The sequence below is a fragment of the Victivallis sp. Marseille-Q1083 genome (genome assembly GCF_903645315.1).
In the GTDB taxonomy this organism is placed as follows: Bacteria; Verrucomicrobiota; Lentisphaeria; order Victivallales; family Victivallaceae; genus UMGS1518.
The window spans coordinates 2,832,901-2,852,226 of the sequence record NZ_CAHJXL010000001.1 but is presented as its reverse complement, the minus strand read 5'-3'; the positions used below and the strand labels follow the sequence as shown (position 1 = coordinate 2,852,226).

General features: G+C 60.1%; 14 protein-coding genes. 5 read left to right on the top strand and 9 right to left on the bottom strand.

Going from position 1 to position 19,326, the window contains the following annotated elements:
* Window positions 1–48 precede the first annotated feature (48 nt).
* Window positions 49–1,218, top strand: a complete 1,170-nt coding sequence (locus HWX74_RS11735) for an ROK family protein (protein ID WP_176013719.1) — start codon at window positions 49–51, stop codon at window positions 1,216–1,218.
* A 134-nt stretch (window positions 1,219–1,352) separates the two neighbouring features.
* Entirely contained in the window at window positions 1,353–2,876 is a 1,524-nt protein-coding gene (locus HWX74_RS11730) for a GntR family transcriptional regulator (RefSeq protein WP_176013718.1), read from the top strand.
* A 27-nt stretch (window positions 2,877–2,903) separates the two neighbouring features.
* Here HWX74_RS11730 and HWX74_RS11725 read toward each other — a convergent pair whose 3' ends face one another.
* The 9 genes from HWX74_RS11725 to HWX74_RS11685 form a co-directional block, all read right to left on the bottom strand.
* Window positions 2,904–3,671: a hypothetical protein gene (locus HWX74_RS11725; protein ID WP_176013717.1), complete on the bottom strand. Its 768-nt coding sequence runs from the start codon at window positions 3,669–3,671 to the stop codon at window positions 2,904–2,906.
* A gap of 45 nt (window positions 3,672–3,716) precedes the next feature.
* Window positions 3,717–4,733, bottom strand: a complete 1,017-nt coding sequence (locus HWX74_RS11720; protein ID WP_176014518.1) for an IS110 family transposase — start codon at window positions 4,731–4,733, stop codon at window positions 3,717–3,719.
* 269 nt (window positions 4,734–5,002) lie between these two features.
* Window positions 5,003–7,444, bottom strand: coding sequence for an endopeptidase La (gene lon, locus HWX74_RS11715; protein ID WP_217704934.1), 2,442 nt, complete (start codon window positions 7,442–7,444; stop codon window positions 5,003–5,005).
* A 46-nt stretch (window positions 7,445–7,490) separates the two neighbouring features.
* Window positions 7,491–8,780 carry a folylpolyglutamate synthase/dihydrofolate synthase family protein gene (locus HWX74_RS11710; protein ID WP_176013716.1) on the bottom strand — a complete coding sequence of 430 codons (1,290 nt, stop codon included), beginning with the start codon at window positions 8,778–8,780 and terminating at the stop codon, window positions 7,491–7,493.
* A gap of 21 nt (window positions 8,781–8,801) precedes the next feature.
* Entirely contained in the window at window positions 8,802–10,031 is a 1,230-nt protein-coding gene (locus tag HWX74_RS11705; protein WP_176013715.1) for a PD40 domain-containing protein, read from the bottom strand.
* A gap of 49 nt (window positions 10,032–10,080) precedes the next feature.
* Entirely contained in the window at window positions 10,081–11,403 is a 1,323-nt protein-coding gene (locus HWX74_RS11700) for a phenylacetate--CoA ligase family protein (RefSeq protein ID WP_176013714.1), read from the bottom strand.
* Between the two features lie 97 nt (window positions 11,404–11,500).
* Window positions 11,501–12,853 carry a CCA tRNA nucleotidyltransferase gene (locus HWX74_RS11695; protein WP_176013713.1) on the bottom strand — a complete coding sequence of 451 codons (1,353 nt, stop codon included), beginning with the start codon at window positions 12,851–12,853 and terminating at the stop codon, window positions 11,501–11,503.
* The gene (locus HWX74_RS11690; protein WP_176013712.1) at window positions 12,846–14,819 is read right to left on the bottom strand and encodes a SpoIIE family protein phosphatase; all 1,974 of its coding nucleotides are present in this window, start codon (window positions 14,817–14,819) and stop codon (window positions 12,846–12,848) included. Before HWX74_RS11690 ends, HWX74_RS11695 begins: the two co-directional genes overlap by 8 nt.
* Window positions 14,816–15,787: an ABC transporter substrate-binding protein gene (locus HWX74_RS11685; RefSeq protein WP_176013711.1), complete on the bottom strand. Its 972-nt coding sequence runs from the start codon at window positions 15,785–15,787 to the stop codon at window positions 14,816–14,818. The genes HWX74_RS11690 and HWX74_RS11685 overlap by 4 nt, the downstream gene beginning before the upstream one ends.
* A gap of 197 nt (window positions 15,788–15,984) precedes the next feature.
* Between HWX74_RS11685 and HWX74_RS11680 the strand changes: the two genes are divergently transcribed.
* The 3 genes from HWX74_RS11680 to HWX74_RS11670 all read left to right on the top strand — a co-directional run bounded on the left by HWX74_RS11680 (window position 15,985) and on the right by HWX74_RS11670 (window position 19,323).
* Window positions 15,985–18,438, top strand: coding sequence for a glycoside hydrolase family 2 protein (locus HWX74_RS11680; protein ID WP_176013710.1), 2,454 nt, complete (start codon window positions 15,985–15,987; stop codon window positions 18,436–18,438).
* Window positions 18,438–18,839 carry a hypothetical protein gene (locus HWX74_RS11675; RefSeq protein ID WP_176013709.1) on the top strand — a complete coding sequence of 134 codons (402 nt, stop codon included), beginning with the start codon at window positions 18,438–18,440 and terminating at the stop codon, window positions 18,837–18,839. The genes HWX74_RS11680 and HWX74_RS11675 overlap by 1 nt, the downstream gene beginning before the upstream one ends.
* Before the next feature lie 106 nt (window positions 18,840–18,945).
* Window positions 18,946–19,323, top strand: a complete 378-nt coding sequence (locus HWX74_RS11670) for a carboxymuconolactone decarboxylase family protein (protein WP_176013708.1) — start codon at window positions 18,946–18,948, stop codon at window positions 19,321–19,323.
* The last annotated feature ends 3 nt before the right edge of the window (window positions 19,324–19,326 follow it).

The window sequence follows — 19,326 nt, the reverse complement described above, 5'->3', positions numbered from 1 at the left end:
ATAATCACGATTATAATACGAATCCGAATCATAAAGTACAAAGAAACCATGATCAGCAATCAATTGCTTCAACAGGAATTTTTGCGTCGGCTATTGCAGTGCGGCACCCTGACGCGCAGTGAATTCACCGCCGCCGGCAATTACCGCGCCGCCACCGTCCTGAAAGCGGTCGATGAATTGAAGGCGCTCGGGCTGCTCCTCGAACCGGACCGCAACGGCAGCCGGACCGGACGGCGCTCTCCCCGGTTGCGGATCAACCCGGACGCCGGACGCTTCATCGGCCTGGAAGTGACTTCCGATCATCTTTACGGCGTCGTCTGCGACGCAACCGGCCAGCCGACGGCGACGGCCAGCCTGGAACCGGGATGGCGCTTCCACGCCAGCGACCTGCCGCAACTGCTGAACGCCCTGCTGCGCAAATTGTGCCGGGAACCGGCGGAATGTTACAGCGGCATCGCGCTGGCCGATCCCGGTTTGGTCGATACCCGGCGCCAGGTGTCATTGCGTTCAGTCGCCATCGCCGGCTGGAACGGCCTGGAAACCGGCAAACTGCTGCGGCAGTTGAGCCATCTGGAGCAAACGTTGGTCATCCCGGAATGCGGGGCGCGCAGTTATCTGGAATACAGCGAACGCTGCCGGCATTTCGACGGCAGTTTGTTTCATCTGCGGCTGGATGACGGCATCGGCGCCGGTTTCATCCAAAACGGCACACTGTTCAGCGGCGACAGTTGCTGCGCGATGGAACTGGGCCACCTGGTGCTGATCCCGGACGGACCGCTGTGCCAGTGCGGCAACCGAGGCTGCCTGGAAGCGATCGCCGGCTTGGCCGGCATCCGGCGCCGTATCGCCGAGTTGGAAGCCAACAGCGTCCGGACCATCCTCAGGACAGATGGTTTTCAATTGAAAGACCTGCCGGCGGCGGTCCGTTCCGGCGACCGGCCGGCCCAACTGCTGGCCAGCGACATCTGCGAACAGATCGCGCCGGTTTTCGCCATCATCGCCACGCTGCTGAATCCGGGCTGCATCGTCATTTCCGGCGCATTGAAAGAACTGGGCGAACTGCTGCTCGATACGATACGCCGCAGTTTGCGCGAACGCTGCTTGCAGGCAACCCTCGCCGGCCTGCGGCTCGAGCTCTCCAGCCTGGACGAATTCGCCGGCGCCCTGGGCGCCGCCCGGCTGCTCCGCGACCGGCTGTTGCTGCAGAAAATCCGCTGAGCGTCACCGGCCGGTTGCCGGTCTGGCAAATTTTTTCTGAAAAAAAGTTTGGTTCAATATTGACTTTCTTCCCAAAATTTGGTATACTTCCAATATGATCCATAAAAAAAATCAACAGAATTGGCGACCGGCATATGCAATCTGAAATCAAAATGAATTTTACCGTCGACAAAAGTTCCGGCATTCCGTATTATCTTCAGTTTCGGGAATATTTACAATCCTTCATCGCCGAGCATCCGGCCGGAACCCGCATCCCGCCGGAACGGCAACTGGCGCAGGAGCTGCACCTGGCCCGCGGCACCATCAAAGCGGCCCTGAATTACTTTATCGAACGCGGCCAGATCATCCGGCGCGGCCATCACGGCACCTTCACCTGCCGGCAATCGGAAACGGAAGCGGAAGCGGCCGCGCCGCCGGATGACCGACCGGCGGAACGCCAAGCCCGGCCGGATTTGAGCTTCAAGAATTACCTCAAGGCGTTCAGCCCGACCCGCACCGTCCGGCTGGCATTATTTGAAAAGAATCCGGTCCAGAAACGCTTCTGGGAACAGACCGTCGCCGATTTCAACGCGTTGCAGGGCGACATCGCCGCCAGCATCCGGTACCTCGAGACGGAACCGACGACCGAAGCGTTCCGGCGTCTCCAGGCCGACCAGCCCTGTGATATCATTCAGATCAGCGGCTGCCTGCTCGACCCGCAACTGCTGGCGCCGCTGCCCGGCGATCTGCTGCACGACCTGAAGGACGACGGCCGTTTTCTTTGTGAAGCCTTCGACGGCATCGATTCTTTCTGGCAGGCACGGCTGTTTCCGGTCTTTTTCAATTTCAACACCTGCTTTTTCAACCGTTCGCTGTTCCGGAAATACGCGCTGCCGGAACCGGCGCCGGGCGAAGATTTTTTCGAGTTGTGCCGGCGGCTGCACCGCCAGGTGCCGGAAGCCGAATATGTCGTCAACAACGCCGACGCGCTGCTGCTGCAGTGCGGTTTCCGGCCGGAGACGACCATCGCCGATTTCCGACCGGTTTTCGAGCGACTGCTCGCCCTGACCCGGGAACACATCCTCTATCCGTTCGACGCCTGCAGCAGCGATCCGGCCAAATTCCGGTCGTTTCTGCAGGGACGGCAATTGCTGTTCGTCGGCTGGTCGCATTGGGCACTGTGCAACTTCACCGATTTCGACTTCGAAATCGGCCAGTCTCCGCTGCTGCCCCTCCCCGGCAACTGCACCTCCAGCGGCGGCAGTTTCCTGGCCTTGAACGCCCGCAGCAATCGTTACCTCGACGGCAATATTTTCCTGCGCTACATGCTTTCCGATGCCGTCCAGCGACGGATTTTTACCGAAATGAACAGCCTGCCGTACCGCCGCGACCTCTATTCGACCGTCAGCGAACAGTTCACCACCCTTTCGGAACCGCAGTGGCTGACGCTGAGCAGTTCCCTGCGGGCCTTTCAGTGCCAGGCGCTGCCGCGCTTCCTGACCGGCACCGCCGACCTGTTCGCCGCGCTGCTGGAAGAACGCCTGAGCATCGATGACGTCATCCGCCGGATGCAATTGCGCTACGACAGTTATCTCGACATCGTTTGCAACGCCGAAGCCGGGCAGCACCGCCCGCCGCTGCCGCAACATCTGGAATGGTTGAAATTGCCGGAAAATTGACCGATCCGGCCGGCGGCGCCGGAGCCGTCACTCTCCGGCCGCCACGCCGGGCAGTTCCTTGAAAATGCGCGGCGGATTCTCCTCGTCGATCCAGCCGGCTTCGGTATCGCCGAAATTGATCTGCGTCAGCCAGCCGGGACCGTAGAGCTTCAGGTTCTTCACCAGCCAGAAATCATCCTGTTTGCGGAACGAGGAAACCTCCAGCGTCCGGACCGGCGTTTCATATGCCGTATCATCGCCGGCAAACCACTCCGCCTTCAACGGAAAAAAGTATTTACTGCTCAGATAAGCGCGCACCTGCTCCTTGCCGTCCGGCGAACGCAGCAGGAATACCCGGCAATTCAGCGTCATCAGGCTCTCCTCCGGCAGTTCCTTCTCCAACGTCCAGTAGATGAACGCCAGCGTGAGATCCTGCGGCCGCAGACCGTAATTGGCCAGCAGCGAATCCGGGTATCCCGTTTTGTTGACCGGAATGACCGAGCAGCCGTCGGTGCCGGCGGCATACGCCTGGCCGACAAAATACCCTTCCCGGTCGCCGATGACCAGTTGCGCCAGCGTCCGTTCCGAATTGAACATGATGCCCAGGTACAGCGTGCTCACCGTCGCCTCCCGGCCACGGCGGACATGGCGGCTTTCGCCGCTCATCGCCGCGTAGCTCGGCCGGACGGCCGGGCGGCGCACCCGGGTGAGAAATTCTTCTCCGGACAGCGCGTCCCCGGCGCCGGCGCGCCAGGCCGCCATCCCCAAAATACCGCACAGGACCACGCCCAGCCAACGACCGATACCGCTTCGCATGTCATTTCTCCCATGATAAATTTCCACTTCGATGTCGAGAAAAACTCAATTTTTTACGAGCTTGAATTGAGTAAAATTCTCAAACATCCAATTGTTTTTTAATGTTCTATACACGATATCGAGGAATTTGCGAGCCAAGGCGATATTGGCTTTCGCACCTCCCCGCCGACTTTTTACCGATTCATGAAAGGCATTGAGATACGGGCTGTAGCGTTTGGCGATCAAAGCGCATTGCACCAAAGCGGTTCTGGCGATCTTGCTGCCGCTCTTCGTGATTCTTCCGTGGCAAACCGTGTCATTTGAATTGCTCACTCTGGGGACGATTCCGATATAAGCGGCCAACTGCTTTGCCGATCGGAAATCAGCGATATTGCCGATGGTTGCCAACAGGATCGCCGCACCTTTCGAGCCGATTCCCTTGATGGATTTCAGGTTGTCGAAGCCGTCCATCTTGCTGCCGTGATCCTCAATCGCCTTATCCAGTTTTTCAATGCTTTTGTTCAGACTGCGAATCTGTTCGACAACCACCAGCATTTCCGTGTCGGTGATCGGGTCGAAGTGATAACTCAATGCTTTCAAAAGCCCTTTCTCCGTGGACAGTTCTTCCCGTTTCAGCACGATGAAGTTAGCTGCTAACAGATTGTTGACTTTGTTTTTCAATACGGTACGCAACTGAACCAGTTTTTCCCTGGTCTGCGTCAGACTTGAAATTTTCGCCTGCAAATCGTCTTTCACTCTTACCTCCGGAAGCATATCCTTTTCCAGGAACTCCGCCAACACTTTTGCGTCATGTTTGTCCGTCTTTTTGGTGGACATGCTGATGACTTTGAACTGTGATGGATTCACCACCACCAGTCGCCCGACATGAGCTTTCAGCGAGCTGCAAAACATGAACGTATTTCCGGTCGCCTCCACCGCCATCGCCGTGTTCGGACCGAGCATTGCGGCAAAGCCCTTCAGTTCGGTAATCTCACACTTGCCGATTTTCCGTTCTTCCCCATTTACCCGGATGCAATAAGTAAAATTGTTCCGGTGCAAATCCACTCCAACAAAACTTGTCATCATTCTCTGCCTCCATTCGTTTTTCACGAATCGAAGCGGAACTGCTGTCACGGCCTCACCATCCTCCCATACAGAGTAGTCGATTAATCAGTCGCTCTCTACGGTGGCGCTCTGGTTTACAGATCTGACTAATCTCCTTTCCGGGGTCGTCATCGTTTCTGATGCGCCTCATTGAAACATTCAGTCTGCAACCTGTCCGCTTCCAAACGTGTAAGTTAATCGCCATAAATTACACGCAGAAAGCTGATTCCGCGAACGTCAGTTATTTATCATACCATCTCCTTTTTGCCGGCCGCCAGCGACGGGAATACCACCGCCACCGCCTCGTCCACATTTTTCACCAGCCGGAAGGTCAATTTCCGGCGCAGCTCTTCCGGAATCTCTTCGAGATCCTTGCCATTTTCCTCCGGCAGCATGATCGTCCTGACGCCGGCGCGCAACGCGGCGATCACTTTCTCCTTGATGCCGCCGACCGCCGTCACCCGGCCGCGCAGATTGATTTCGCCGGTCATCGCCAGCGACGGCGCCACCCGTTTGCGGGTCAACAGCGACAACAGCGCCGAAAACAGCGTCACTCCGGCCGACGGACCGTCTTTCGGCGTCGCCCCGTCCGGCACATGAATATGAAAATCGTTCTTTTCGAACACTTCCGGTTTCAAGTTGAACCGGGCCGCGTGGCCGCGCAGATAGCTGAACGCCGCTTCGGCGCTCTCCTTCATCACATTGCCGAGCGAGCCGGTCAGCTTCAACAACCCTTTTCCCGGCATCATCGCCGCTTCCACCGTCAAGACGGTACCGCCGCAACTGGTCCAGGCCATGCCGACCGCGCTGCCGATTTCCGGCCGGCGGTCCGCCTCGTCCTGCAAAAGCTTCCGCGGCCCCAACAGTTCCCGCACCATCTCCGGCGTCACCGTCGTCCGTCCGGTCCGGTCCAGTTTCTGCTCGACCACCTGCCGCGCCAGCTTGCGGCAGACGGCGGCAATGGTGCGGTCCAGTTGCCGCACCCCGGCTTCGCGGGTGTAAAAATCGATGATCTCATCGATCGCCGCCATCGAAAAATTGATTTTGATGCCCTGCAGCCCGTTTTCCTTGAACTGCTTCGGCACCAGATAGCGCTTGGCGATCTGCTTTTTCTCGAACGAAGTGTAACCCGGCAGCCGGATCACTTCCATGCGGTCGAGCAGCGGCGCCGGAATCGCTTCCAGCACGTTGGCGGTGGCGATGAAGAACACCCGGCTCAAATCGTAATCCAACTCGATGTAATGGTCGTTGAATGCCTTATTCTGTTCCGGATCGAGCACCTCCAGCAACGCCGAGGCCGGATCGCCGCGATGGTCGTTACCCAGCTTGTCGATTTCATCGAGCATGAACACCGGGTTGGCCACGCCGACTTTCTTCATATTCTGAATGATCCGCCCCGGCATGGCGCCGATATAGGTGCGGCGGTGGCCGCGTATTTCCGCTTCGTCGCGCACGCCGCCCAACGCCACCCGGATGAATTTGCGGTTCATCGCCCGGGCGATCGACTGGCCGAGCGAAGTCTTGCCGACACCGGGCGGACCGACCAGGCAGAGGATCGGCGACTTGCGGTCTTTGCGCAGTTGCAGCACCGACAGAAATTCCAGAATCCGCTCCTTGACATCCTCCAGGCCGTAATGATCCTCGTTCAGCACCCTGGCCGCCCGTCCGACATCCAGGCAGTCGTCCGAACACTGCGTCCACGGCACCGCCAACAGCCAGTCGACGTAATTATAGGCGACATGGTATTCAGGGGAAGCCTGCGGAATCAATTCCAGGCGCGACATCTCCTTGCGGGCCGCCGCCTCGACCGCCTCCGGATAACCGCCCTCGGCCAGCCGCCGCTCGAATTCGACCAGATCGGGATTGCGGTTGTCCTCGCCGAGCTCCTCCTGAATCGCCCGCAACTGCTCCCGCAGATAGAACTCCTTCTGCGACTGGCTCATCGCCATATGCACCTGCGACTGGATTTTGGCGCTCAACTGCAACACTTCCGACTCGCGATTCAGAAAAACCAGCATCAACTGCAGCCGCTTCTTCACCGTCGGCAATGTCAGGATTTTCAGTTTTTCACTGAAACTCAAGTTCAGCGCATCGGCCATCAAATCGACGACCCGCCCCGGTTCAGTCATATTGAGGATCGCCAGCTTCAACTCGTCCGGAAAATTCGGCAGAATCCCGGCAATTTCCTGAAATTTGCCGATCGCGTTGCGCATCATCGCCGAACTCTCCAGCGATTTGTCCTCCGGCTCCTCGAACGCGTCATACAGCGCATAGGGAATGCCATTCAAATTTTTCATCACCCCGTTGAGCGTGATCCGCTTCAGGCCGCGCAGCAGCAGCCGCACCGAACCGTCCGGAAAGGTCAGGAATTTGACGACCCGGGCCATGATGCCGACCGCCGCCAGCTCCTGATCCTCATGCTTCACCGTCCGAAAAGAGTCTTTGTCCTCCCCGGCCGGCATTTCGTCCGGCACTTCGATGAACACGCCGAGCACCCGGTCGTGTTCCATCGCCCGCTTCACCACCTGGATATCCGCCTCGGCATCCAGCATCAACGGCACCAGCACATGCGGGAAAATCACCAGCCGCCTGACCGTCAGCAACGGCACGCCGTTGTCGTTCAACGAACGCAGTTCCGGCAGCATGAGTTTTTCTGTTCGAACCGTGATATTTCCGGTTTTTTCCGCCATAAAGCCTCCATTGGCTCCGCCGCGCTTCCGCCCGGCGGGTCTCATATTACAAATCCAACACTTCCGACTGTTTCACCAGCGCCGCCAGCAATTCGCCGGCCAGATACAACGACCCGGCCACCACCCGGCGACCGCTATTTTCACTCATTTGCAGCGCCGCCGCCAAATTCGCCGCCGTCCGCACCCGACAATCGCCGAATGAACGGACAAACGCCGCCAACTCCTGCGGGTCGCGGCTCGGCCGGAACCCGCATTGAATCGGCACGAAAATCATTTCAGCGGCCAGCGGGGCGATAATCTGCAGCTCCGCCGGAACGTCCTTGTCGGCAAACGCGCCGAAAATAAACACCAATTTTTCGCCGGGAAACACCTCTTCCAGCGTCTGGCGCAGCGCCGCCAACCCGTCCGGATTGTGACCGCCGTCCACCAACAGCGCCGGCGTTATCTCCTGACAGCGGGCCGGCCAATTTGTTCGCTTCAGCCCGGCCAGCGCCCGCTCCAGCGGAAATCCGAAGGTCCGGGCCAGATATTTCATCACTTCGTAAACCGTCCGGAAATTCCGCCGCTGCATCGGGCCGATCAAACTAAGCTCGATCGCGTGCCTGTCATATTCGAACTGCTGCGTCAGCCTTCCACCTGCATTACGGCCGATCCGAAGTCTCCCGACCCGGCCGGCCGGCGCGGTCAGAACGGCGCCGCACTCTTCCGACCGGCCCCGAATCACCGCGAGCGCCTCCTCCGGCAACTCCCCGACGAAAACCGGACGGCCCGGCTTGATGATGCCGGCTTTCTCGAAGGCGATTTTCGCCAGCGTGTCGCCGAGATATTTCTGATGGTCGAACGCGATATTGGTGATGATCGATACGACCGGATCGACAATGTTGGTCGCATCGAACCGTCCTCCCATTCCAGTTTCCCAGATGACGAAATCGACGCCGGCCTCCGCAAACGCCAGCATCGCCATCGCAGTGGTAAATTCAAAATAGGTGACCGCCCGGCCCTCCCGGCGCATCGCCTCCGCCGCCGGCTGCAGGCGTCCCGCCAATTCGGCGAAATACGCCTCGCTGACCGCCCGGCCGTCGATCCGGATCCGTTCGGTGACGCTGACCAGATGCGGCGAAGAGTAAAAACCGGTGCGAAACCCGGCCGCATGCAGCATGCTGTGCAGCATCGCCCCGCAGGAACCTTTGCCGTTGCTGCCGGCCAGATGCAGAAAACGCAAAGCGCGCTGCGGATTGCCGCAGCGCGTCAACAACGCTCCGATCTGTTCCAGACCGAGCTTAATCCCGAATTTCTGCAGCTCGCCGAGATAGGCGACCGCTGCATCAAAACTCATTTTCAATCATTCACTCCCGAATTACTGCTGCAGCGGCGACCACGCCGGCATATAGATATTGCCGTTGTAGGTCAACAACTGCCGGGCCTTCTTGGTAAAAGTGTCGACGACATAGAGGGCGGATTTGCCGTTGTACGACCGGACGCAGACGACATGCCGGTTGTCCGGCGCCCAGCTCGGCGATTCCCAGTCGCCGGCGAGGTTGACCACCGAACCGGTCATCTTGCTGTTGGCATCCTTCAAATCGAGCACCGCCAGACCGTAGTGTCCGCCCATCTTGGCGGCATAGACGATTTTGTTGTCATCCGACCAGTCCGGCGTCGACGCCTCGACCGTCATCGTCGAAGTCAATTGCGGTTTCTTGTCCTTTACATTGATGATCGCCAGCCGCGGCACCCGGCTGTTCTCATCGGTCACATAGCAGATATTGTTGCCGTCCGGGCTCCAGCACGGCGCCGCCTCCACCGCCTTGCTGTTGGTCAGACGGATTTTGTCCGGGCTGTTCAGCGCTTTGACATAGAGCTCCACCTGATTGTCGAGGCTCAGGATCAACGCCAGGAAATTGCCGCGCGGATGGATCGCCGCTCCGACATTCAAGCCCTGATACGAAGCCAGGCGGCGGGTCTGCCGCGAATCGATGCGCGTTTCCAGAATATCGGTCGTCGATTTATTGTATTTGGTGTAGGCCACCGATCTGCCGTCCGGAAACCAGCCCGGCTCGACGCACAGACTGCGGTAATTGGTCAACTGCGTCACATTTTTGCCGTCGATATCGCAGAGATAAAGGTTGCGGACGCCCTTGGTCACTTCGGCGCAAAAAACGATCTTGGTATTGCAGATTCCCTTCAACTTGTGCATCTTGAAAATCTGCCGCAACACGGCGTCGACCGCCAGTTTGGCGCTCTCCCGCTCCATGCCGGGCTTGAAGTCGAACGACCCCTGAAACAGCGTCGCGCCGCCCTGCAGCACCACCAGCGAATAGCGGCTGCCGCTCACCGTCCCTTTCAAAACATAATCCGGCTCGGCGCCGCCGGGTTTCCGCACCTCGAACCAGCCGCAGGCGTTGATGAACGAACCGATGGCCGCCGACAACGCTTCATTGCCGGCGACGCCGTCGTAGACCAGCGAAGGATTGTTCAGGCCGAACTGCGCACTCTTGGTAATGCTGTCCCTGATCACCTGCGGCCCTGCCGCCACACACACCGAGCCGATTGCCAACAACGCGACTGCCGTAAGCCAGAATTTTCTCATTGTCCTTTTGCTCCTCGAAAAAAAATGTTTCAAGCGGCGTCAACCGCAATTATTTGTTGCGATGATCGATCACCCGGCGGGCCTTGCCTTCCGAACGCTGAATCGTCTGCGGCGCCACCAGCTTCACCCGCACCCGCAAACCGATGGTGCTCTCAATTGCCCGGTTGATCTTCTGATGAAGCGTCTCCATCTCGCGCACCCGGTCGGAGAACAGCCCTTCGGTCACTTCGACATCCACTTCGATGTTGTCCATGCCGTTTTCGGTATACAGCACGATGTTGTAGTGCGGCGAAGTTCCCTCAACCGACAGCAGCGCCGCTTCGATCTGAGACGGGAAGACGTTGACGCCGCGGATGATGAACATATCGTCGCTGCGCGAGGAAATCCGGGCGATCCGCCGGATCGTCCGGCCGCAGGCGCACGGTTCGGCGATGATGCGGGTCAGATCGCGCGTCCGGTAACGGATCATCGGCATCGCCTGTTTGGTCAGGGTGGTCAGCACCAGTTCGCCGAGTTCGCCGTCCGGCAACACCTCGCCGCTGTCCGGGTCGATGATTTCCGGATAGAAATGATCTTCGAAGATATGCAGCCCGTTCTGCTCCTCGCATTCGATCGCCACCCCCGGTCCGATGATTTCGGACAGGCCGTAGATATCGAAGGCCTTGATGCCGCTGGCCTCCTCGATGCGCCGGCGCATCTGGTCGGTCCACGGCTCGGCGCCGAAGACGCCGACCCGAATCGGCAGCTTGCGCAAATCAATGCCCTGCTCCTGCGCCTTTTCGATGATGAAATTGAAATAACTCGGCGTGCAGCAGATCGCCGTCACCCCGAAATCCTGCATGACGGTAATCTGCCGCTGCGTGTTGCCGCCGGAAGTCGGCACCACGGTCGCGCCGAGCGCCTCGACGCCGTAATGGGCGCCGAGCCCGCCGGTAAAAAGACCATAGCCGTAGGACACCTGAATGATATCGTTTTTATACAAGCCGCAACAGGCCAGAGCCCGCCGGACCACTTCCGCCCAGACCTTGATATCCTCCTGCGTATAGGCGACGACGATCTGTTTGCCGGTCGTACCGCTGGAAGCGTGCAGCCGAACCACCTTCTCCATCGGACTGGCCAGCAGGCCGAACGGATAGGTGTCGCGCAGATCGCTCTTGGTCGTGAACGGCAATTTCCGGATGTCAGCCAACGTCTTGACATCCTCCGGCGTCAGGCCGCGCTCTTCCATCCGGCCGCGAAACAGTTCGACGTTCTCAAAAGCCAGCTTCACTTCCTTCTGAAGCCGGATCAACTGCAAATCTTTCAAATACTCCGGCTGCACATAATCCGCTGCGCTGGCGCTGTCATTCTGATACAAGGCTCTGTTATTCATAACTGTCTTTCGCTGTATATGATGAAAACTTATAATCTGACAAGATCATCAGGAAAAAGTAATATATGCCGCACCGTCAATTTTCGCAAGACTTTTTTCAGTTTTCCACAAAGTTTTTCCGGATAAATTCCAGCGCCCGACGCCGGTCGGCCAACTCACCGGCCAACTGTGCTTCCCGCACGGCGTCCAGCATGATTTTGAACGCCTTTCCCGGCCGGAAACCGGCGGCGATCAGATCCCGGCCGGTCAGCAGCGGCGCCGGCAATTCCCGCCGTTCCGGCTGTTCGCTCAACGCGTCCAGCAGAAAGACGAACCCCTCCATCAGGCGGTGGCTGCTCAGGCAGTCGAGCCGGTGCAATTCCAGTTGCAGCGGGAAATCCGGATCGGCCAGCAGCCGGGCCAGTTTCGCCGGCCGCATCTCCCGAACCGCCGCATAACGCATGTGCGTCCGCACTGCAGCGGCGACCTGTTCGGTCAGCGCCCGGGAAAAACGCAGGCGGGCGGCAATTTCCGGCACCATCGCCGCCCCGAGGCTTTCATGGCCGTAAAAATGCGGCTCCCCCGCCTCGTCGAAATGCAGCGACGGCGCCTTGCCGACGTCGTGGAGCAGCACGCTCCAGGCCAGCGCCGGAGCCGGGCGCACCAGGTGATGCAGCATCAGCAGCGTATGCGCCCAGACATCGCCCTCCGGGTGAAACAACGGATTCTGCGGAATGCCGCGCAAGGCCGCCACCTCCGGCAGCACCGCACGCAGCAAACCGATCTCCTCCAGACAGCCCAACGCCCAGTCCGGGCGCGGCCCGGTCAGAATCGCCTCCAATTCCTGCCGGACCCGTTCGGCCGCCAACCGGCCGGCCAATTCGGCCAGCTCCGCCGCCGCCGCGCGCGCAGCCGGATCGATCGCAAATCCCAGCCGGGCGGCGAACCGCACCAGCCGCAGCAGCCGCAGATAATCTTCGCGGAACCGCTGCCGGGCCGGACCGACCGTCCGCACCACCCCCCGGTCGAGATCGTCCAATCCGCCGACATAGTCGATCACCGTCCCGGTCAGCGGATCGTAGAGCAGCGCGTTGACCGTAAAATCACGCCGCCGGACATCCCGCGCCAGATCGGCGGTATATTTGACCTCCGACGGATGGCGCCCGTCCAGGTAAGCGCGTTCCTCCCGGCCGGAAGCCACTTCATAGACGATACCGTCCTGCGCCACCAGCAGCACGCCGAAACTGACGCCGACCTGCCGGGCATCCGGAAACAACTGCAAAATTTCTGCCGGCCGGGCGGAGGTCACCAGATCGATATCGTGCGGCGGCCGCCCGAGCAAACCGTCCCGGACCGCCCCGCCGACCCACATCGCCGCAAACCCCTGCCGGCGCAGAACGTCGACAATCCGCCGGGCGCCGGCCGTCACCGGCGACTCCGGACAGGCCCAATGCCGCCGGCGCTCACTCATCCGCCCGCTCCTCCCGGCCGCCGGCGTAACGGATCGCCAGCATCGTAATATCGTCGGCCTGTTCGGCGCCGGCCGCATACGCGTCGACCGACGCCAGGATGGCGTTGATCACCGCCTGCGGCCTGTTGTGATGGCTGCCGCCGGCCAGCACCTGCCGCAGCCGCTGTTCCCCGAAACAATCCCGGTTCGGATTCAATGCCTCGGTCACGCCGTCGGTATAGAGCACCAGACAGTCGCCGGGCGACAACTGCAGCACATCGGAACCGTATTGCTGTTCCCCGATCCCCATCGGCGGACCGTGCAGTTTATCCAATCGCCACTGCCGGCCGGCCGCCGCCAGCCGATAAGGCGGATTGTGGCCGGCGTTGGTGTATTCCAGCCGACCGGTCGCGACATCCAAAATTCCGAGGAAATAGGTGACGAACATCATCAGTTCGTTGTTCTGCGCCAGCGACGCATTGACCCGGCTGACGATTTCACCGCTGGAAAGCAGTTCCGAAGCGATGCCGCGGTGCAAAGTCTGGGTGACCGCCATGAACAGCGCTGCCGGCACTCCCTTGCCGGCCACATCGCCGATAGCGAAACACAACTTATTGTCATTCAGCCAGAAAAAGTCATACAAGTCACCACCGACGCTGCGGGCGGCGAACAGTTCGGCGTGCAGATCCATCCGCCGGCCGGACCGGCCGATCTCCCGCAACTGCGGCAGAATCCAATTCTGAATGGAGCGGGCGATCTTCAATTCGCTCTCGATCTTCTCCTTGGCGGAAGTGGTCTCCTGCAGTTCGGCGATATAATTCTGCAGCGCCTGGCGCATTTGAACGAAGGCGCCGCCCAGCATGCCGATTTCGTCGCCGGAGACGATTTCCGGCAGTTTCGTCTGCAAATCGCCGGCGCCGATCCGTTCCGCCGCCGTCGCCAACTGCCGCAGCGGCCGCAGCTCCCGGCGGGGGATATAAATGACCAGCAGCAAAATCAGGCCGATGCCGGCCAGCCCCAGCCCGACCGTCGTCCACTGCATCAGATTGAGCGTCCCGAACAACACCCGGCTGGGAAAAACCAGCACCAGCACCCAGCGGTTGGAACTCAGCGGCACGTAACACAGATAGGAATCCCCTTCCGTCTTCATCACCGGATAATAATCCCGGGCGAATCCCTGTTCGCCGGAAAGCATCCGCCGCCCCAGCTCCCGGAATTTCCGGTCGTCGAGCGGCGCCAGCGAAAAAAAAGTCTCGTTCATGACGATTTCCGGCAGCGGATGGCTGACGATGCGTCCGAACCGCGACATCAAAAAGGCGTAGCCGACCTGATTGAACTGCAGTTTGCCGATCGACTCCCGCAGCCAGTCCAGCGACACATCGATCGTCACCACGCCGGCAAATCGCCGTTCTCCCGCCGCATCCTCCCGGTAAATCGGCACCGAATAAGTGGTCATCGCGATTTCACCGAGACCGGTATCGATATAAGGTTCCGACCACACCGGCTGCTCCAGCAGTTTCGGCACCTCATACCATTTGAGCATGAAATACTCGTAATCCGGCCCGCCGGCAGTTTCGAAACGCACCTTGCCTTCCCCGTCGAGCGACACGTACCACATGCAATAACGCCGTTCCGGCGAACGCATATACGGTTCGAAGGCGAAACTGCCGCCGAATACCTGCTCCCGTTCCCGGTGCAACTCCCGGATCGCGCGTTTCAGCGTCTCCTGCAGCATCTCATCGCTGAACTGCGGATCGGCCGCCAGCAACGCCAGCATTTTGGCGGTACGCTGCACTTCGAAAAAAACCTGGTCGATCTCATTGGCGCTGCTCTGCGCCAGATTGAGCGAACGCTCCCGGATATCGCTGAGCAGCGAGAGCCGCACCTTCCAGGACATGAAAAATACCACGCCGGCGAACACCAGCCCGACCGCCAGCAGTACGAAAAAACACTGTTTGAACACCAGTCCGCGTCGCCGAAGCATCATTCCCGCTCCCCGGCGCCGGCGGCCAACGGCGCAAATTCGGCAAAATCCGGCAGCGGCCCGGTGATGAAGCCGTTATCCCGGAGCATCTGCCCGACAAATTCATATTCTTCGCGGCTCAACTGGCTTCGCGCCGCCGCACCGGGCGGATCATACAACGCCTTCAGATGTTCCAGCATCCAGCGCTGTTCCGCTTCGTTATAATAGACATCCCCCTGGCGGCAGGCCCGCCTCACCGCTTCAAGCGCCTTTTCCGGATCGGCAAAAGCCGCTTCCCAGCCGCGGCGCGTCGCCTCGACCAGCGCCCGGCATTCGTCGGGACGCTGCCGGCAAGTTTCCTCCAGCGCGTAAATGCCGTCGCCGGGCAGCGGCACGCCATAGTCGTCCAAACAGAACACGCTGAGATCCTCCGGTTCCAGTCCGGCATTGAGCAGAGAAAAATATTCACTGTAGATCATCGCCGCCATCGCATCGCAGCCGCCCCACAGAAACAATTCGATATCGCCGCTGGAAGGCACCGTTTCAAAGGCGATTTTCTCCCGAAGCAGCATGCACAGCGGCCCGAGCCGGAAATCGTTGACCCAGACGCCGACGCGCCGGCCGGCCAGATCGGCCAGCGTCTCGACGCCGCGCGCCTTGCTGCCGACCAGCAGCATTCCGGAGCGGCGCATCAATTGTCCGACGCTGACCACCGGCACTCCGGCGGCACGGCGGGAAACGGCGCTGGGCAGCCAATCGGAAACGAAATCCGCTTTGCCGTCGGCCAGCAATTGAACCGGCGTCCGGTGGGCCGCCAGGTGGTGCAGCTCCAACTGCAACCCGGCCTCCCGGTAAAATCCCAATTCCTCCGCCAGATAATACCCGGCAAACTGCGCCTGCGGCCGCCACTGCAGATAAAGCCGCAATGGAGCCGCTTCCGCTCCCGCCAGCCGGCAGCAGCCGATCATCAACAGCAAAATGATTCTGAACATCAACGCCATCACCCGTCTTCCACGCTTGTTTCATCTTCTAAAATAATATCGTTCAAGCATCATTCAACAATCGAAACAAGAATTTCAGACAATTTCCGGCCGCCGTTTCCGGTTTGACAATCCGGCAGGGACTGTCTATATTTCCTCAACCGTCCGCCATTTCGGCTTCACGGAAAATAATTTTGAAAGTATCTGTCATGTATCAACAAGACCTCTCCGGCGTCTGGCAGCTCGACAGCGCCGCGCTCGCCCGGCCGCTTCCGGCCGCCGTGCCGGGCGACGCGGCTTTGACGCTGCTGGAACATCGCATCATTCCGGACCCGTTCGACAGTTGCAATGAAACGGCGATACAATGGATCGGCGAAACCGATTGGGAATATACCACCGCCTTTCCGGTCGACGCGGCCGTCCGCCAGGCGGAAACCGTCCTGCTGCATTTCGATTCCATCGACACCGTCGCCGACGTCTATCTCAATGACCACTGGCTCGGCCGTTGCGAAAACATGTTCCGCAGTTACGAGTTCGAGGTCCATTCCCTGCTGTGCGCAGGACACAACCGATTGAAGGTTTGCATTCAGGCGCCGGCCGCCGCCGCCCGGGAAGCCGCCGCCCGGCAGCGGCTGCCGATGCCGGACAGTCCGCTACAGAGTATCCGCCATTTGAATCTGCTGCGCAAAATGCAATGCCAGGCCGGCTGGGACTGGGGCGTCAGTGTGCCGACCGGCGGCATTTACGGCCAAGTCTATCTGCTGGCGGTCGCCACCGCCAAGCTCGATGCCGTCACCCACCGGCAAATCCATTCCGACCGTCATTGCCGGGTGGAAGTCACCGCGCACTTGACCGCCTGCGCCGGCGGCACGCTGGCGGTCGATTTCCGATTCGACGGGCAAAGCTGCCGGCGGACGCTCGACGTCCAGCCCGGACCGGTCACAGCCACCGCGGCGTTCGAACTCGCCGACCCGCGCCTCTGGTATCCGGCCGGCTACGGCGAACCGGCGCTGTACCGACTGGAAGTCGCCGGACCGGCCAACCGGATCGGCCAGCACATCGGTCTGCGCCGGCTCGAATTGCGCAACGAGCCGGATGAACACGGCATTTCGATGGCTTTCCGGATCAACGGCATCGACATTTTCGCCAAAGGCGCCGACTGGATTCCGGCCGATGCCTTTCCGGGGCGCCATACGCCGGAGCGTTATGAAATGCTGCTGGAATCGGCCAGGCAGGCCAACATGAACATGATCCGGGTCTGGGGCGGCGGCCGTTACGAGGACGACTGCTTTTACGAATTGTGCGACCGCAAGGGACTGCTGGTCTGGCAGGACATGATGTTCGCCTGCGCGCTGTATCCCTCCGACGAAGAATTCCTCGTCAATGTGCAGGCCGAAGTCGCCTACCAGGTCAAACGCCTTCAACACCATCCGTCGCTCGCCCTGTGGTGCGGCGACAATGAAGTGATCGGCGCGATCAACTGGTACGACGTTTCCCGGCAGAACTATGCGGCTTACCTGGTCAACTACGACCGGCTCAACCGGGAAATCGCCCGGATTGTCAACGCCGCCGATCCGGACCGGGTGTTCTGGCCGAGTTCGCCCTGCGGCGGCCCCGGCCGGTTCAACGACGGCTGGCACGACGATTCCAGCGGCGACATGCACTACTGGGAGGTCTGGCACGGCGGCAAGGATTTCGGCAGTTATCACGAGGTCAAACCGCGCTTCTGTTCGGAGTTCGGTTTTCAATCGTTTCCGTCGCTCGAAACCGTCCGCCGTTTCGCCGAACCGTCGCAGTTCAACGTCTTTTCGCCGGTGATGGACCACCACCAGAAATGTCCGCGCGGCAACGGCGCCATCATCGCCATGTTCGCCAACTATTTCCGGATGCCGGACCGGTTCGAACATTTTCTCTACTTGAGCCAGCTTCAGCAGGCGCTGGCGATCAAAACGGCGGTGGAATACTGGCGCTCCACCCGGCCGGTCTGCATGGGCACGCTGTACTGGCAGCTCAACGACAACTGGCCGGTCGCCTCCTGGTCGAGTCTGGAATATTCCGGAAGCTGGAAACAACTGCACTACCACGCCCGGCGCTTTTACCAGCCGCTGCTGGGTCTGGCGTTCGTCGACCGTCAGGGTAACTGGCAGGTGCGGGCGGTCAGCGACCTGCCCGCGATCAAACGGCTCGTACTGCAATCGACCGCTTACGATTTCAACGGCCGCCTGGTCGGCAAAGAACGCTTCTCGGCCGAACTGGCCGCGCCGGGCAGTGTCGAGCTGCAAACCATCCCGGCCGCCGAATTGCCGCAGCAGGTTTTCTTCGAACTGCAAACCGACGGCTACGATGCCGACGGTCGGCTCGTCGACCGTCATTCCAACACGATTTTCCCGGTACCGTACAAGCGTTGCGACCTGGCCCCGAGTCAAATCCGAACTGAAATCAAAATGCACGCTGCCCGGCTCTCGGTCGAACTGACCGCCGATGCGCCGGCATTTTTCGTCCATCTCGAACCGGGAGCGTGCGGCGGCCGCTTCTCCGACAGCAGTTTCACCCTGCTTCCCGGCCGGGCGGTCACCGTTGATTATTTTCCGTTCGGCCCGCCGCCGACGGCGGATGAACTGCGCCGCGAACTGCGCGTCACCCATCTCCGGGAGACTTATTGATGTCCGCCGCGCTTCAAAACTATTTCCGCCAGTTGTGCGGCGGCGACCGCGGGGCGCTGGCCCTGCTGGAACGCTTGCCGCAGCCGGAGAAGTACGCGGCGCATCCGTTGCGGCTGCAAGTCTTTCCGGGCGGCGAAGCAATCGACGCCGTCCAGGTCGATACCATAAGCTGGACGCTGCTGGCGGCCCGTAACGCCGGAACGCAATGCTGGAGCCGGACCGAAAATGACCTGACCGGCGACGGCATCTATGTGTCGGGCGAGCTGCCGGCCGAAAACGGCAACTGGCGACCGGCCGGCGCCGAGCTGCAATTGAGCTGGCGGCTGGGCGTCGCCCACGTCACCCATACGACGTTGATTTTCGCCGGCCGGATGCTGTTGATCAAATTGAACCGTTTTTGAGCCAAACGGCAATTCGGACTTGATTTTCCGCCGAAGTGATGGCATACTTTAGCCGGGGCGGCCGGGCCGCCCGGAAACAATCAACACATTCAAGGAGTGATCAATCATGGCGAGCGTCAAACTTTACGACAAAACCGGGGATGCCAAAGCGATCCGCATCCAGGAAAAATTGGAGAACAATTTCGGTTTTCTGCCGCAGACCTTCCAGGCGATGGGCCGCAGCGGCGAATTTCTGGAAAAATTATTGAGCCTGTCGGAAGCCGCCGGCAAAAATCTCGAACCGAAAACGAAGGAATTGATCGCCATCGCGGTCAGCGCCGCCAACGGCTGCGAATACTGCGTCAGCGCCCACCGGGCCGCCGCCCTGCAGCTCGGCGTCACCGACGAGGAGATCACCGGCGCGCTGGAAGTGGCCGCCCAGATGAGTGCGTTCAACACCTTCAACAAAGCCATCGGGCTGGACCTCGATCTGAAAGCCAAGTAAACG